The 15,946-nt window shown below is 66.1% G+C and carries 16 protein-coding genes and 1 other RNA gene; 11 read left to right on the top strand and 6 right to left on the bottom strand.

All coding sequences use genetic code 11. From position 1 onward, the window contains the following. Positions 1-112: 112 nt before the first annotated feature. The 3 genes from panB to A5709_RS25930 all read left to right on the top strand — a co-directional run bounded on the left by panB (position 113) and on the right by A5709_RS25930 (position 3,964). A complete protein-coding gene (gene panB, locus A5709_RS25940) occupies positions 113-958 on the top strand; it encodes a 3-methyl-2-oxobutanoate hydroxymethyltransferase (RefSeq protein ID WP_067947499.1) in 846 nt (281 codons plus the stop codon). 153 nt (positions 959-1,111) lie between these two features. Then, positions 1,112-2,305 carry a 1,4-beta-xylanase gene (locus A5709_RS25935; RefSeq protein ID WP_068123555.1) on the top strand — a complete coding sequence of 398 codons (1,194 nt, stop codon included), beginning with the start codon at positions 1,112-1,114 and terminating at the stop codon, positions 2,303-2,305. Between the two features lie 123 nt (positions 2,306-2,428). Beyond that, positions 2,429-3,964, top strand: a complete 1,536-nt coding sequence (locus tag A5709_RS25930; RefSeq protein WP_068008200.1) for a CYTH and CHAD domain-containing protein — start codon at positions 2,429-2,431, stop codon at positions 3,962-3,964. 536 nt (positions 3,965-4,500) lie between these two features. On the opposite strand, the gene A5709_RS25925 is transcribed toward A5709_RS25930, so the two are convergent. Further along, positions 4,501-5,094: a TetR/AcrR family transcriptional regulator gene (locus tag A5709_RS25925; RefSeq protein ID WP_067947442.1), complete on the bottom strand. Its 594-nt coding sequence runs from the start codon at positions 5,092-5,094 to the stop codon at positions 4,501-4,503. Between the two features lie 167 nt (positions 5,095-5,261). Between A5709_RS25925 and A5709_RS25920 the strand changes: the two genes are divergently transcribed. Genes A5709_RS25920 through A5709_RS25910 form a run of 3 tightly spaced genes read left to right on the top strand, consistent with a single transcriptional unit; the run spans position 5,262 to position 9,011 of the window. Further along, positions 5,262-6,473 (top strand): cytochrome P450, encoded by a 1,212-nt coding sequence (locus A5709_RS25920; protein ID WP_068008203.1) that lies wholly within the window; start codon positions 5,262-5,264, stop codon positions 6,471-6,473. Beyond that, positions 6,470-7,774 carry a DUF427 domain-containing protein gene (locus tag A5709_RS25915; protein WP_068008205.1) on the top strand — a complete coding sequence of 435 codons (1,305 nt, stop codon included), beginning with the start codon at positions 6,470-6,472 and terminating at the stop codon, positions 7,772-7,774. Before A5709_RS25920 ends, A5709_RS25915 begins: the two co-directional genes overlap by 4 nt. Before the next feature lie 25 nt (positions 7,775-7,799). Next, complete coding sequence (locus A5709_RS25910; RefSeq protein WP_068123553.1) at positions 7,800-9,011, top strand: cytochrome P450; 1,212 nt, start codon at positions 7,800-7,802, stop codon at positions 9,009-9,011. A 47-nt stretch (positions 9,012-9,058) separates the two neighbouring features. On the opposite strand, the gene rnpB is transcribed toward A5709_RS25910, so the two are convergent. Then, positions 9,059-9,459: RNase P RNA component class A (gene rnpB / locus A5709_RS25905), an RNA gene on the bottom strand. Positions 9,460-9,535: 76 nt separating this feature from the next. Between rnpB and A5709_RS25900 the strand changes: the two genes are divergently transcribed. Then, positions 9,536-10,246 carry a 2OG-Fe(II) oxygenase gene (locus tag A5709_RS25900; RefSeq protein WP_068008264.1) on the top strand — a complete coding sequence of 237 codons (711 nt, stop codon included), beginning with the start codon at positions 9,536-9,538 and terminating at the stop codon, positions 10,244-10,246. Here A5709_RS25900 and A5709_RS25895 read toward each other — a convergent pair. Then, the gene (locus tag A5709_RS25895; RefSeq protein ID WP_067947432.1) at positions 10,231-10,881 is read right to left on the bottom strand and encodes a bifunctional 2-polyprenyl-6-hydroxyphenol methylase/3-demethylubiquinol 3-O-methyltransferase UbiG; all 651 of its coding nucleotides are present in this window, start codon (positions 10,879-10,881) and stop codon (positions 10,231-10,233) included. The genes A5709_RS25900 and A5709_RS25895 overlap by 16 nt on opposite strands. A 46-nt stretch (positions 10,882-10,927) precedes the next feature. On the opposite strand from A5709_RS25895, the gene A5709_RS25890 reads away from it, so the two are divergent. The 4 genes from A5709_RS25890 (at position 10,928) to A5709_RS25875 (ending at position 14,494) form a co-directional block, all read left to right on the top strand. Next, positions 10,928-11,503, top strand: coding sequence for a helix-turn-helix domain-containing protein (locus A5709_RS25890; RefSeq protein WP_067947429.1), 576 nt, complete (start codon positions 10,928-10,930; stop codon positions 11,501-11,503). Between the two features lie 74 nt (positions 11,504-11,577). Continuing rightward, complete coding sequence (locus tag A5709_RS25885; protein ID WP_067947427.1) at positions 11,578-12,747, top strand: cytochrome P450; 1,170 nt, start codon at positions 11,578-11,580, stop codon at positions 12,745-12,747. Continuing rightward, positions 12,744-12,938 carry a ferredoxin gene (locus tag A5709_RS25880; protein WP_067947425.1) on the top strand — a complete coding sequence of 65 codons (195 nt, stop codon included), beginning with the start codon at positions 12,744-12,746 and terminating at the stop codon, positions 12,936-12,938. The genes A5709_RS25885 and A5709_RS25880 overlap by 4 nt, the downstream gene beginning before the upstream one ends. Before the next feature lie 44 nt (positions 12,939-12,982). After that, positions 12,983-14,494: a molybdopterin-dependent oxidoreductase gene (locus tag A5709_RS25875; RefSeq protein ID WP_068123551.1), complete on the top strand. Its 1,512-nt coding sequence runs from the start codon at positions 12,983-12,985 to the stop codon at positions 14,492-14,494. 4 nt (positions 14,495-14,498) lie between these two features. Here A5709_RS25875 and A5709_RS25870 read toward each other — a convergent pair whose 3' ends face one another. From A5709_RS25870 to A5709_RS25860, 3 genes are all read right to left on the bottom strand, one after another. Further along, positions 14,499-14,699, bottom strand: coding sequence for a hypothetical protein (locus A5709_RS25870; RefSeq protein WP_067200991.1), 201 nt, complete (start codon positions 14,697-14,699; stop codon positions 14,499-14,501). Between the two features lie 21 nt (positions 14,700-14,720). Further along, positions 14,721-15,302, bottom strand: coding sequence for a TetR-like C-terminal domain-containing protein (locus A5709_RS25865; RefSeq protein ID WP_068008216.1), 582 nt, complete (start codon positions 15,300-15,302; stop codon positions 14,721-14,723). 16 nt (positions 15,303-15,318) lie between these two features. Continuing rightward, positions 15,319-15,946 (bottom strand): bifunctional RNase H/acid phosphatase (locus A5709_RS25860; RefSeq protein ID WP_082974378.1); only part of this gene is annotated, 628 nt, incomplete at its 5' end.

Genomic DNA, 15,946 nt, shown 5'->3' with positions numbered 1-15,946 from the left:
CATCACAGGAGCGGTGCAACCGCGCAGCAGAAATGGCAGAATGGCACCGTCAGACGAACCCGGGGACCCTATCCGGCCACGAGGATCGAACCGACCACCTTTAGGGACAATGATGTCTGAGCAAAACGTTTACGGTGCAGGCACATCTGAGCACGCGCAACCGCTCACCAAAATTCGCACGCACCACCTGCAGAAGATGAAGGCCGAAGGCCACAAGTGGGCCATGCTCACGGCCTACGACTATTCGACGGCCCGCATTTTCGATGAGGCGGGCATTCCGGTCCTGCTGGTCGGCGACTCGGCCGCCAACGTCGTATACGGCTACGACACCACGGTGCCCGTCTCGATCGACGAGATGATCCCGCTGGTGCGCGGCGTCGTGCGGGGCGCCCGTCACGCCCTGGTCGTCGCGGACCTGCCGTTCGGCAGCTACGAGGCGGGGCCGGCCGCGGCCCTGGCGTCGGCCACCCGGTTCATGAAGGAGGGCGGCGCACACGCCGTCAAGCTCGAGGGCGGCGAGCGGGTCGCCGAGCAGATCGCCTGCCTGACCGCGGCGGGCATCCCCGTGATGGCGCACATCGGGTTCACGCCGCAGAGCGTCAACAGCTTGGGCGGCTTCCGCGTCCAGGGCCGCGGCGACGCCGCGGAACAGACCGTCGCCGACGCGATCGCCGTCGCCGAAGCCGGCGCCTTCTCCGTCGTCATGGAGATGGTGCCGGCCGACCTGGCCACCCAGATCACCGGCAAGCTGACCATCCCGACCATCGGCATCGGAGCCGGCCCGAACTGCGACGGCCAGGTGCTGGTGTGGCAGGACATGGCGGGCGTCAGCAGCGGCAAGGCCGCCCGCTTCGTCAAGCGGTTCGGCGACATCGGCGCGGAATTGCGCCGGGCCGCAATGCAATATGCGCAAGAAGTGGCCGAGGGGGTCTTCCCGGCCGACGAGCACTGCTTCTGACGGAAGCCACCAGAGGTTTCCGCCCACCGCAACCCCCGATCCTGTCAATTTCCGAAACTCCTTGTGTGGCAGGCGGGTACGATTGCTCTTGGATAAAGTCTCTACTCCGAGAGCAAGGGTGAACACATCGACCGGGAGATTTGCGGTGACTTCGTGCACCGTCGAACGGTACTGAAGCTTCCGTTGTTACTGGCGGGAGGCGCTGCACTGACTCGAGCACCTCGCGCGGCCGCGGAACCCGCGCCTGGCAGCTCGCCGCAGGCGAGCCGCTGGTCACCCGAGCGCGCCAACCGGTGGTATCAGGCGCAGGACTGGCCGGTCGGGGCGAACTACATCACATCGAACGCCATCAATCAGCTGGAGATGTTTCAGCCCGATACGTTCGATCCCCGGCGGATCGACACCGAGTTGGGCTGGGCCCGCGGCATCGGGTTCAACGCGGTCCGCGTCTTCCTGCACGATCTGCTGTGGGAGCAGGGCCCCTGGGGGTTCCAAGTCCGCCTCGCCCAGTTCGTCGACATCGCGGCGCGCCACGACATCAAGCCGCTGTTCGTGTTGTTCGACTCCTGTTGGGATCCTCACCCCCAATCCGGTCCACAGCGCGCGCCGACGCCCGGCGTGCACAACTCGGGCTGGGTGCAGAGCCCGGGTGCGCAACGCCTCGGTGAACGCTCCTACATCCCGACCCTGCGCAGCTACGTCACCGGGGTGCTCAGTCAATTCCGCACCGACGACCGCGTTTTGGGCTGGGACCTGTGGAACGAGCCCGACAATCCGTCCAAGTACTACCGCTCGGTCGAGCGGAAGGACAAGCTCGAATTGGTCACCGACCTGCTCCCCCAGGTGTTCGGTTGGGCCCGTTCGGTCGATCCGAGCCAACCGTTGACGAGCGGCGTCTGGGACGGCGAGTGGGCGAACCCCGCGCGCCGCAGCACGATCAACGGCATCCAGCTGGACAACTCGGACGTGATCACGTTCCACTCCTATGCCCCGCCGGCCGAGTTCGAGAGCCGCATCGCCGAGCTCGCGCCGCTGGGGCGCCCCATCCTGTGCACCGAATACATGGCCCGGCCGTTGGGCAGCACCATCCAGGGCGTGTTGCCCATCGCGAAGCGCCACAACGTCGGCGCGTTCAACTGGGGCCTGGTCGTCGGGAAGACGCAGACCTTCTTCCCCTGGGACTCATGGGAGCACCCCAACCCCGCCATGCCGGCTGAATGGTTCCACGACCTGCTCACGCCCGACGGGCAACCGTTCCGCGATCCCGAGGTTCAGACGATCCGCGAGCTGGGCGGCCTGGCGATGCATCTCCGCGAAGATTCCCCGCCGCCGGCGCCGCCCGGCTGAGCCCCGCGACAGTCGGCGGCCATCGCCGCCAGCCGCGTCACCGCGGTATGGCAGGCTATGAGAGCCCAGCACCACCGTCCATGACGTTCAAGGCCGCGGCGACGCGCCGCAACGGAGCCGAACATGCCTGCAAAAGCGCCGCAAGCCTCGCGCCATCGAGAGGTGGAGCGCAAGTTCGACGTTGGCGAATCCACCGTGTCACCCTCGTTCGAAGGCATCGCCGCCGTGGCGCACGTCGACAAGTCGCCGACTCAGACACTGGACGCGACGTACTTCGACACCCCGGCACAGGACCTGGCCCGCAACAAGATCACCCTGCGCCGCCGCACCGGTGGGTCCGACGCGGGGTGGCACCTCAAGCTGCCGACCGGTCCCGAAGCCCGCACCGAGGTCCGGGTGCCGCTGGACGCGTCCGGCACCGACACCGTGCCGGAGGAGTTGGTGGACGTCGTGCTGGCGATCGTCCGCGACCGCCCCCTCGTACCGGTCGCGCGGATCACCACCCAACGCGAAAGCCAGGTGCTCTACTCCGCCGACGGCGCGCCGCTGGCGGAGTTCAGCAACGACCACGTGACCGCGTGGTCGGCCCGTACTTCCGAGGACGCCGACCTGGAGCCCACGCAACAGGAGTGGCGCGAATGGGAGCTCGAACTCGCCGAGCAGAATGGGGCCCCGGACACCGAGCTGTTGAACCGCTTGGGTAACCGGCTGCTCGACGCCGGCGCCGCACCCGCCGGTCACGCCTCCAAGCTGGCACGCGTGCTCGGCACCACCACGGCGCAGCCCGACAGCGCGCAGCCCGCCGAGCACCCCTTGCAGCGCGCGGTGGCCGAGCAGATTCGCGAACTGTTGGTGTGGGATCGGGCCGTGCGGGCCGACGCCTTCGATTCCATTCACCAGATGCGGGTCACCACCCGCAAGTTGCGCAGCCTGCTGCGCGACTACCAGGAATCGTTTGGATTGCCCGACGACGGCTGGGTTCTCGACGAGCTGCGCGAGCTGGCCGGCATCCTCGGCATCGCGCGCGACGCGGAGGTGCTCGCGGAACGTTACGAGCGTCAATTGGACGGGCTGACACCGGATTTGGTGCGCGGGCCGGTGCACGAACGGCTGGTCGGGGGCGCCCAGCGCCGTTATCAGACCGGGCTGCGCCGGTCGCTGATGGCCATGCGTTCGCAGCGCTATTTCCGGCTGCTCGACGCCCTCGACGCGATAGCGGCGCAACCCCCCGGCAGCGCCTCGGGCGAGGAACACGCGCCGGTCACCATCGACGCCGCCTACAAGAAGGTTCGCAAGGCCGCCAAGGCCGCGACGCAAATTTACCGGGACCACCCGGACGACCAGCATCAGCGCGACGAGGCGGTGCACCGGATCCGCAAGCGGGCCAAGCGACTTCGCTACACCGCGGCGGCCACCGGCGAGGACAAGGTTTCCGAGCAGTCCAAGGCCGTCCAGTCGCTGCTCGGTGACCACCAGGACAGCGTGGTCAGCCGCGAACACCTGCGCCACGAATCCGAAGCCGCGCACGCCGCCGGCGAGGACACCTTCACTTACGGCCTGCTGTACCAGCAGGAGGCCGACCTGGCCGAGCGGTGCGAACAGCAGCTCGACGACGCGCTGCGCAAACTCGCCAAGGCGGTGCGCAAGGCCCGGCACTGAGCGGGGCGGACGAGTTGGCCTGTAAGCCGGATTCTGTTATCTGGGCGTTTGCACCGTTTGCTGTGTTGGCCGAGTCAGAAATACCGAGGTCACAGGGTTGGTTGCGTTGACCAATTACGACTGCGATTAATTCTGCTGCGGACTGGCTGCGGACCAGACCGCCGCCATGGCGACGGTTCCCAACGCCCGGTTATTTCCAGCAGCGGGCCCCAGTCGAACGTGACATCGCGCCATTCCGTACATACGTCGCTGTCACGCTGCAATCCGAACCGTCGGTAACAAACGATGAGCGTTGGCTGGAACCGAATCGCAAGCTGAACAGGAACAGTGAGCGTCGACTATTAGCCCGCGTTGGCTTCTTGCCGGCCTGTTGCGTTGGCGACGTTGACCAATGGGGGCCGCCGTTTGGACCTACTCCGGACGGACTGCGGACGCTTCGTCCGAAGCCATCTGTCCGGAGAGAGACGGTGCTCGCCGTACGAGGCGCACGTCAGTCGGTCGAGCGGACACCCCCCACCCCTATCGATCCCGCCCGACTAGCTCGGAGGGGGTTCGCCTTCGACTTCGCGGAGGTAGCGCTCGACGAGTCCGACTATCTCGGTGTGCCCGGCGGTGATGTCGATTTGGTCCTCCATGAATAGGACTGGCGGGATGACGGTCATCAGGAATGCCACCGCCATGGGCGGAACGCTTCGTTCATCGACGTCGTACTTCTTCAACACGGCGGCGACCATCTCAGCTTGCTGGGCGCGGAACGTCTGTGCGTAGTGGCGTAGTTCGGCTGCGAGTTGCGGACGATGGTTGGCCAGGGCAAGAACCTCGATGGCCCACTTACCCCAAGGGGCATCGCGAATCATCCGCCAGAGTGCCCACAGCGGCTGCGGCGATTCAAGGGCTTCGGCATGTGCTGAGGACCCTGTTTCGGCTTGGCGTTGGAAAACCGCCCGAAGGAGATCGTCCATGGTGCCGAAGTGGTAGTGCACGAGCTGTGAGCCAAGACCGGCTCTCTCAGCAACGCGGCGGCCAGTGACGGCTGCCCAGCCCTCATCGAGCATAAGTTGCTCGGCTGCATCCAGTATCACGGTGCGTGTCTTCGCGTTTGGCGACGCGATCCGTCGTGGCGATGCCATTCATGACTCGCATTCTTCGTAAGTGCTGACGGGTCAGGCTATCGGGTTGACCAGCTTCGCCTCGGCGTGTTAAGCAGGTGCTTAACTTTTAAGCACCTGCTTAAAAGTACTTCACAACCCGGCCAGCGGCAAATAACCGCACGTCGGCGAGGTAGAGGAGCGACAAAATGTCCCGCAACACGATTGGTGAGCTTCGTTTCGACCCTTACGACGTCGACCTTGTCGCCGATCCCTACCCTGTGTACCGGCGGTTACGAGACGAGGTGCCGCTCTACTACAACGAGCAGCACGACTTCTTCGCGCTGAGCCGCTACACAGATGTCGAGAAGGCACTTTTCGACAACAAGACGTTCAGTTCGGCACGCGGCAACATCTTGGAGTTCATCAAGGCGGATATGGAGATTCCGTCCGGGCTTATCGTCGCGGAGGACCCGCCCCGACACGACATTCACCGAAGGCTGTTGTCGCGGATGTTCACCCCGCGCAAGATCAGCGCATTGGAGCCTCAGATTCGAGAGTTCTGCGTGCGCAGCCTCGACCCGCTCGTCGGTGCGGGCGGGTTCGACTTCGTCACGGACTTCGGCGCGGAACTGCCCATGCGGGTAATCGGCATGCTGTTGGGCTTCCCCGATGAGGATCAACTGAGGTCCCGCGACCACGCGAACGCGATTCTGACGACGGAGGCGGGTCGGCCCATGGAAAGCGCGTCGACCGGATTCGATGACGGTCAACTCTGGGCGGACTACATCGACTGGCGAGCCGACAATCCTTCCGATGACATCGTCACCGAACTGCTCAATGTGCAGTTCGAAGACGAGCATGGCGTCACTCGCCACTTGGAGCGCGCCGAGCTGCTCATGTACGTCAACATGGTCGCCCTGGCGGGCAATGAGACGACAGCACGGCTTATCGGATGGGCGGCAAAGGTGCTCGCCGAGCACCCTGACCAACGAAGCGAGCTTGTCGCCGATCCAGGTCTGATCCCTCAGGCGGTCGAGGAGTTATTGCGTTTCGAAGGGCCCGCTCCCTTCGTATCGCGCTACGTCACACGCGAGGTCGAATACTACGGCCAGCAGGTGCCTAGCGGCAGCGTGATGACGCTCCTCATCGGTTCGGCTAACAGAGACGACCGCCAATTCGGTTCCGACGCAGAGAGTTTCAACATACACCGCCAAAACCGGTCACACATCGCCTTCGCTGTCGGTACGCATTTCTGCATCGGTGCGGCCCTGGCGCGTCTGGAAGGGCGCATCGCACTCGAAGAGATCCTTAAACGGTTTCCCGAGTGGGACGTCGACCTCTCGGCCGCACGGATGTCGACCACCTCGACCGTCCGAGGCTGGGAAACCATGCCCGCACTCGTCAGAGATAAATCGTGACACCCACCGACCGGCATGCCGCGAGCGATCAGGTCAACTCGGCGTGGCCCGACCACCCGGACTATCGGATTGACATCACGCCCTCTCAGCACACCGGTCAGGTCTGGCACGGTGACGTGCTCATCGCCGAAAGTGACGGCTGTCTGGTGGTGACCGAGACCGATCATGTTGACCGACTGTATTTCCCGAAGTCCGACGTCCGTTGGGACCTGTTGACGCCCTCGGATCGGACAACGGAATGCCCGTTCAAGGGTCGCGCTGCATATTGGGACCTCGCAGGTGCCCACGACCACGCGGACAGCGTCGCGTGGACCTACCGCACTCCGCTTCCCGAGGTCGCAGGGATCGCGGACTACGTGTCGTTCTACGACACGCCCTGTCGCATCGAAATCGTCGAGCGGTGGCCTGACGGCAGGAGCGTTCCAGCCTCCTTCCCGCTGTGGGGCGACGCTGCCGAGCTGGTGCGGATCATTGATGTCGAGCCCGCCGGTGAGGGCCGGTTCGTCGGCCCCGCGCACGGACCTACCTGGCGCAACGTCGTGGAGGGTGGCCAACTCGTCGCAGAGTCCGTCGTCGCGGTATCCAAGTCGCTTCCGGGCCAACGAGTTACCTCTGTATCGACCATTTTCACAAAATCAGCAGCCTTCGATGGCCCGGTCGATCTAACCGTCGAGGTGCTGCGGCACGGCAAGACCTTCTCTACGACGCAAGTCCACGCCACTCAACACGGTGGGCTGTGCTGCGCGGCGCTAGTGCTCGCCGATTCCGGCGCACCCGACCTGATTCGCGACCAGCCACCCATGCCCGACGTGCCAGGACCCGAGGCGGCGGAAAGCTTTCCGGGATTCGGAGTCACCGGACGCGAGATCCGAGTCGTCAACGGAGCCTACGATTCCGACCCCGACCGCATCGGACCGCCCTACATCGATGTGTGGGTCCGCTTCCGGGATGCGCCTGACGAGTCGTATTTGCACGCTGCGCTTCTTGCCCAATCGACCACACATTGGACCATTGCGGCAGGCATGGCACCGCATCGGGGCTTCGGTGAAGCCCAAGCACACGACACCATCTCGACCGCAGTCATGATGAGCACCATCGCTTTTCACGACGACGTCGATGTCAGCAACTGGCTGCTGTACAGCAATGACGCGTTCTGGTCGGGACGTGGACTGATCCAAGGCAACGGCAAGGTCTTCACCGTCGACGGTCGCCTCGCAGCGTCGTACACAGTGCAGGCCATGGCACGCGCCTTCGACCGCACCCCGGCAGCTATGGGCCGCGACAATCGCACTGCGATGTGATGTATCCGAGGTACTGGAGGGTGCCATGACGACCGCAGAAATCGTCTTCGATCCGTTCTCGGAGGACTTCTTCAACGGGGCCTACCAGACCTACCGACGCATGCGCGATGAGCAACCGGTCTACTACAACGCCGACCTCGACTTCTACGCACTGACCCGCCATGCCGACGTCGCGCCCGCGTATAAAGACGCTGCGACATACTCGTCGGCCCGTGGAACCGACCTCGCCTCGATCCGCAATGGACTACCCGTCGACACCGGCCCACGCATGATCATCATGATGGACCCTCCCAGCCATCGAGACATGCGAAGCTTGCTCAACAAACTCTTCACGCCCAGAGCAATCCAAGCCCAAAAGGCAATGGCGACCGAGAAGATCGACAAGTACCTCAACCGAGTCGACCCCGACGGATTCGACGCCGTCCAGGACTTCACCGCACCGTTTCCAGTGGAAGTCATCACCAGCATGCTCGGCGCACCTGAGGACGACGCACAAAAGGTGCGGCACTGGGTCGACTTGTCCTTAACGCGCGAGATCGGACAACTCGAACTGACCGAGGAGGGCACCCAAGCCTCCATTGATACTGCGATGTACTACTACGGGCTAATCGAACAGCGCCGCGCCCAACCCAGAGATGATCTGCTCACCAAATTGCTCGGAGCCGAGTTGGTCCGTCACGACGGAAAGAAGACTCGACTCGATGACATCGAAATCGCCGCATTCGCAACGATGCTCGGCGGAGCGGGAGCCGAAACCGTGACCAAGCTCGTCGGCAGCGCGATCTACCTCTTCGCCCGGCACCCACACCAATGGCAGAAGTTGCTCGATGATCGGAGCCGGATTCCCGCTGCGGTCGAAGAATTACTGCGGTACGAGGCACCTTCCCAATACAACGTCCGCGTCGCCACGAGAGACGTCCAGCTGCACGGACAAACGATCCCCGAGGGCGCCCCTGTGTTCCTGATCAATGGGTCTGCCAATCGTGACCACCTGGCGTGGACTGACGCCGACACGTTCGACATCGACCGAGACCGCACCGAGGCCCAGAATCTCGGCCTCGGATACGGCATCCACAGTTGCCTCGGTGCCGCCTTGGCTCGCATGGAAAGCGCCATCGCGTTGGAGAAGCTACTCGACTTCATGCCCCGATACGAAGTCGACTTCGACCGGTGCGAACGGGTTCAGATGGCGAATGTCGTCGGCTGGAAAACAATACCGGTACGGGTAATCAGATAGGACTGTAGAAGAGCTAACCCCTGAACGTGCAGCTCAGGATGTTAGCGCGGACGAGTTGGCCTGTAAGCCGGATTCTGTGCCGCACACCTCCGGAAGCCGGAGATGCGCAGTGGCGACCATCCATCTGGACACACCGTCACCGGGTGCCTCGAGCGGCCTACCCGCAGGCTCGGGCGAGCAACCCTCGGACGCCTGCGCGGCCACACCTTTCGGTGCGGCCTTCTTGGCCTTGCTTCGGGTGGGGTTTGCCTAGCCACCCCGGTCACCCGGGATGCTGGTGCGCTCTTACCGCACCGTTTCACCCTTACCACCGCGAGGGTGGCGGTCTGTTTTCTGTGGCACTGTCCCGCGAGTCACCTCGGATTGCCGTTAGCAATCACCCTGCTCTGTGAAGTCCGGACTTTCCTCGAACCGCCTTGCGACGGTCCGCGGCCGCCCGGCCAACTCGTCCGCGACGATCCACGGTACTACCTGCGCGATGCCGGTGCCAGCAACTATCGCGGCTGGACTCTATCGTGGACCTCGTGGACCGGTGGAACAAGCGACTCGACTCCGCCGACTGGGACGGCGTCGCCGCCGCGGTCGACGAGTACGGCGGGGCGCTGCTGCCACGGCTCCTCACCGGCGCCGAGGCGGCCCGGCTGCGCAGACTCTACGCCGACGACAGCCTGTTCCGCTCGACCATCGACATGGCACCCAAGCGGTACGGCGCCGGGCAATACCGCTACTTTCACGCGCCGTATCCCGACCCGATCGAGGACCTCAAACAGGCGCTGTACCCCCGCCTGTTGCCGATCGCCCGCGACTGGTGGGCAAAGCTGGGCCGCGACGCGCCCTGGCCGGACAGCCTCGACGATTGGCTGGCCACCTGCCACGCGGCCGGCCAGACCCGGTCCACCGCGCTGATGCTCAAGTACGGCCCGGGCGATTGGAACGCCTTGCACCGAGACCTTTACGGGGACTTGGTTTTTCCGCTACAGGTGGTGATCAACTTGAGCGAACCCGACACCGATTACACCGGCGGCGAATTCCTGCTCGTCGAACAGCGGCCGCGCGCGCAGTCCCGCGGCACCGCAACGCAATTGCCGCAGGGCCATGGATTCGTGTTCACCACGCGGGAGCGGCCGGTGCCCTCGAGTCGCGGCTGGTCCGCTGCCCCGGTGCGGCACGGGGTCTCGGTGGTGCGCTCCGGTGAGCGTTACGCCATGGGGCTGATCTTTCACGACGCGGCCTGAGCGTCCCCGGCCCGTCGCCACACCATCACATGGTCGGTCACGGTCCCGACTTGCCCTTTCGGGCCGGTCGCCTCGCGTTCGGCCGCCTCAGCCCGGACCCGGGCCCAGCGGTCGCTGTCCAGCCGCAACGAGGCGAGCACCTCGTCGATACCCGGAAGGCGGTGATCGTCGTGCTCTGCCCACGGCGGGGGCGCTCCATGGTCGACGATCAACAGCACACCCCCGACGTTCACGTGCTCGGCCGCGCGTCGCAGCACCGCCTCACGGTCCAACCGGGCCGGCGAGTGCAGATACTGCGCCGATACCAGGTCGAACATGCCGTCGGGAAAGCTCTCGTTGAGGTCGTGTTGCTGAAAGTCGATCTGCACGAGCAGATTCCGCTCCGAGGCCGCCTCCCTCGCGCGTTGCAGCGCGGTGGCCGAGACGTCGACGGCCACCACGCGCCAACCGCGTTCGGCCAGCCATAGCGCGTCGGCGCCCTCCCCGCAGCCGAGGTCGAGGGCACGGCCGGCCGGCACGTCGGCGACCGCTTCGGCAAGGCGGGGATTGACCCGTCCGGTCCACACCCGCCCCGTCGAGCGGTAGCGCTCTTCCCAGAACCGCCGGGCGTCATCGGGTTTGCAAGAAGTTTCCATGCCGCGAGATTGCCCAGCGCCGCCCAATTTGCCAAGGTTATTTGCCATGCAGGCAAAATCTGCTCCCGATATCGACCTTCAGGTGCGCCGGCGGCTGCGGGAACTTCGCATCCAGCGGGGCATGACGTTGCAGGAGGTGGGCGTGCGCGCCGGGATCGACATCTCGACGCTCAGCCGCCTCGAGTCGGGCAAGCGCCGGCTCGCGCTCGACCACCTGCCACGCCTCGCGCGGGCCCTGTCGGTGAGCACCGACGAGTTGTTGGCGACCTCTGAAGCCCACGACCCGCGGGTGCGCGGGGCGGCGCACACCCACCACGGGGTCACCTACTGGCCGCTGACGCGCCAGGGCCCCGCCGGCGGCCTGCACGCCTTCAAGGTCCGCGTCAGCACCCGGCGCCGCACCCCGCCCGCGGAACTGCCGGTGCACGAGGGGCAGGAGTGGATGTACGTCCTGTCCGGTCGACTGCGGTTGGTGCTGGGCGACCGCGACTTCACCATTGCTCCGGGCGAAGCGGTCGAGTTCTCCACCTGGACACCGCACTGGTTCGGGGTGGTCGACGGGCCGGTGGAGGCCATCATGATCTTCGGGGCGCACGGCGAGCGGCTTCACCTGCACAGTTGACGCCCGCGCACCGATTGTGCGACCGCTTAGCATTGACCATTGCCCAGCGGGGATGTTGGTGCCAGTCTGACCAGATGACAGAAACCGAAGGGTTCGTCGACCAGACCGTGACCGGTCTCGCGGAGCCGCAGCCGATGTACAAGGCGCTGCGCGAAACCAGCCCGGTGTTCCGGTCGCCGCAGGCCGTGGTTCTCAGCCGCCTGGCCGACATCGAGATGGCGCTCAAACGCACCGAGGTGTTCTCGTCGAACATGGACGCCGTCGACCTGGGCAACGTGCGGCCGCTGATCCCCCTGCAGATCGACCCGCCCGAACATGCGAAGTACCGCCGCGTCCTCGACCCGCTGTTCACCCCGCGGGAGATGGCCCGCCGGGAACCCCGCGTCACCGAACTGGTGAACGAGATGATCGACCGCTTCGCCGATCGGGGCGAATGCGACTTCCACGCCGAGTTCGCGGTGCCCCTGCCGTGCACCGTCTTCCTGCAGGTGCTCGGGCTGCCGCTGGAGGACCTCGACAAGTTCCTGGAATGGAAGGACGGCGTGATCCGCCCGGAGGGGGATTCCGGCTTCGACCGCCGCCACGAAAGCTCCGCAGCGGTGGCGCAACAGATCTACGACTACTTCGACCGCGCCATCGACGACCACATCGCCAGTCCCCGCGACGACGTGCTGTCGGCGATGATCGCCGCCGAGATCGCCGGGCAGCCGCTGTCGCGCGAAGAGCTCCTGGACATCTGCTTCCTGTTCCTGATCGCCGGCCTGGACACGGTGACCGACTCGCTCGACTGCTTCTTCGTGTACCTCGCCCGCCACCCCGACCACCGTCGCCAGCTGGTCGAGCAGCCCGACGTGCTGCCGGGCGCCGTCGAGGAGTTACTGCGCTGGGAGACACCGGTGCCCGGCGTCGCCCGCGTCGCCATTCAAGACGTCGAGGTGGGCGGGTGTCCCATCAGCAAGGGCGAACGGGTCAGCCCGCTGCTGGGGGCCGCCAACACCGACCCGGCCGAGTTCGCCGACCCGGAACTGGTCGACTTCACCCGCAACCCGAACCGGCACCGCGCATTCGGCGGCGGCCCGCACCGCTGCCTCGGCTCTCACCTCGCCCGCATGGAGCTGCGGGTGGCGTTACGCGAATTCCACCGGCGCATACCGGATTACGAGATCAAGCCCGGCACCCAGCTGACCTACACCGCCGCGCTGCGTTCGGTGGAGTCGCTGCCGCTGGTGTTTCCGGCGCCATGACCCGCATAGTCGTCGACGCCGACCGTTGCACCGGGCACGGACGCTGCTACACCCTGGCGCCCGACGTCTTCGACGCCGACGAGGTCGGCCACTCCGTGGTACTCGTCGCTGAGGTGTCCGGCGAACTCGAGGCGCAGGCCGTCACCGCGGAGCAGAACTGTCCCGAAGGCGCAATCTCCCTATCCCGTTGAAGCAGAACGAAACTCCGGTGGTTGCCCCGCCGTCGAATGAGCGGATGATCGCCGGGGTCGCCGCCGCATCCGTCGCGCTCGGGATGGCCCAGCTGGTGGGCATCCCGTTCGGTGCGCGGGCCGACGCGCGGGCCGCCATCGGCGCGGCGGTCGTCGACCTGACACCCGGCCCGGTCAAAGAGTGGGCGATTCAGACCCTGGGCTCTTTGGACAAACTCTTCCTGGCCGTGGCCGTGCTGGTGGTGATCGCGGCGATCGCCGCGATTGCCGGGACGCTGGAGACCCGGCGCCGCCCACTCGGGAGCGCCGTGATCGCCGCGGCGGGCGCGCTCGGATGCGTCGCGGTGTTGTCGCGACCGGGAGCGACGGCGCTCGACGCGATCCCGACCATCGCGGGCGCGGCGTGCGGCGTGGCGGCCCTGCGCCTGCTAACCCGTCGTTTTCGGCAGGATCCCGAAGACGCTGGCGACCTCGACGAGCCGGATGCCGGCAGACGCAGGTTGGTCGTGCTCGGCGTGCTCGGATTCGGAGTCGTGAGTGGCGTGGCGGGCGCGGTCATCACACGGTTGGCGCATTCGGTGGCCGCGGACCGCACCGGCTTCGCGCTGCCCAAGCCGCGCACGCCGGCACCCCCGGCGCCCGCCGATGTGCAGCCGAAAGGCGTTGCGCTGCCGAGCTTCGTGACCCCCAGCGCCGACTTCTACCGGGTGGACACCGCGCTCACCGTTCCCCAACTCAGCCACTCCGACTGGCGGCTGCGCATTCACGGCATGGTGAATCGCGAAGCCACTTACAGTTTCGCCGACCTCGCCGGCTTCGACGTGATCGAAAAGGTGGCGACGCTCACCTGCGTTTCCAATCCCGTTGGGGGCAACCTCATTTCGACCGGGGTGTGGACGGGCTATCGAGTGGCCGACCTGTTGGCGGCGGCCGGCGTGCGTCCGGAGGCCGACATGGTGCTGTCGACGTCGATCGACGGGTTCACTGCCGGCACGCCGGTGGATGCGCTCACCGATGGCCGCGACGCGCTATTGGCGGTCGCCCTCAACGGTGAGCCCCTGCCGATCGAGCATGGCTATCCGGCCCGGCTGGTCGTCCCGGGGCTCTATGGGTATGTGTCGGCCACCAAGTGGGTCATCGACGTGGAGCTGACCCGCTTCGACAAGGCGCAGGCGTACTGGACGCGGCAGGGCTGGGCACCGCGCGCACCCGTCAAGACCGAGTCGCGGATCGACGTGCCGAAAAACGGTCAGCGGGTGCCGGTGGGTCCCGTCGTTTTCGGCGGCGTCGCGTGGGCGCAGAATCGCGGCGTGCGGTCCGTGGAAGTCCGCATCGACGACGGCGCGTGGCAGGCAGCCGAACAGGGCGCGAGCTACTCCAACCAGACGTGGCGGCTGTGGAGCTTTCCCTGGCAGGCGAAAAGCCCTGGGCAGCACACCATCACCGTGCGCGCCACCGACAACACCGGGGAAACCCAGACCTCGCACAGAGCCGCTACGGTCCCCGACGGCGCCACCGGCTGGCACTCGGTGGACTTCACCGTGACAGGGACGTGAAGCCCTATTTCGACGAGAGTTTCCGCCAGCTGACTACCGCGATCACGATGCCGATCACCGCGGTGATCGGACCGATGACCGACCAGGTGGTGGTGTTGCTCATCGGGCTACCACCGAGCACCCCGAATCCCTGAAGCGCCCAGATCAAGCCGAACAAGGCGACGATCAAACCGAAGGCTAAGGTCGCGACGAATGTCCTTCTCATAGGCGGATGGTACGACCAGGCTCACCGGCGGGCGAGCGCGTGCCACGCCAAGTCGACGATCGCGGCGCAGTAGTCGTCGTCGACGGGAACGTCGGAGTACAGGGCCCGAATGTTGAGCGGCGCCAGCAGGATCTGAACCGCGGCCAGGGTGTTGACGTCGTCGCGCAATTCACCCCGCTCCCTGGCCCGGTCCACGACCGCGCGCATCGCATTGAAATGTGCCCGCCAGAACCGCACCCGGGTGACTTCGTCGTGCCCCCCGCGGCGGTCCATCACCAGCGCGCGCAACAGTGTGCAGCCGACTTCAGTGTTGATCCGATTGGTCACATTGCGGGCCAGGGCCTCCAGGTCTCCTCGCAACGAGCCGGTGTCGGTTCCCGACCTCACCGTCTCGACGTCGGAAAGCACCGCGTCGACCATGAGTTGGCGCCGATCTGCCCAATAGCGGTACACCATCGCGGGGTCGAGGTGATTCCGCTCGGCCAACGCCTCGATGCTGAACCGCTCGACGCCCCATCGGGTCAACTCGTCGAGCACGGCCGGCATCACCAGCGCCCGAACGTCCGCAGGAATCGGATCTGCTGATGGTTGGGACGGCCGCATGAGTTCTCCTTGGCGCCTACAGGTAGCCCGTCTGGTTCACCAGACGCACGGACGACGCCCCGTCAGAATAGAACTCCGCAATGCTCAGCGATGCCAGGTCGAGATGCAGCCGGTACAGGATGCCCGGCCCGGCCTCCAGCGCGAGCCGCAGCAGCATCTTGATCGGCGTCACGTGGGCCACCACCAGCACCGTCGTGCCCTGGTGCGCGGCGATGATGCGTTCGCGCGCCCGCAGTACCCGGTCGAGCACGTCGTCGAAGCTTTCACCGCCCGGCGGGGTGGTGCCGGTGTCCCGCAGCCAGCGCCCGTGCAGTTCCGGGTCGCGCTCGGCGGCCTCGGCGAACGTCAATCCCTCCCAGGCGCCGAAGTCGGTCTCGATCAAGTCGTCGTCGACGGTCACGTCCAGGCCGAGCGCCTTGGCGGCCCTGGCCGCGGTGTCGTAGGCCCGCTGCAGCGGCGAGGCGAACACCGCCGAGATTCCGCCGCGCTGCGCCAGATAACGCGCCGCGGCGTCGGCCTGCCGGCGGCCCACTTCGGTCAGGGCCGGGTTGCCGCGGCCCGAATAGCGGCGCTGCGCCGACAGCTCGGTCTGGCCGTGCCGCAGCAGCAGCAGCCTGGTCGGCGTACCGCGCGCCCCGGTCCAT

Origin of the sequence: Mycobacterium sp. E1386 (genome assembly GCF_001672745.1) — a bacterium.
In the GTDB taxonomy this organism is placed as follows: domain Bacteria; phylum Actinomycetota; class Actinomycetes; order Mycobacteriales; family Mycobacteriaceae; genus Mycobacterium.
Note: the sequence above shows the minus strand (reverse complement) of the source record. Positions and strands in the feature narration are given on the sequence as shown.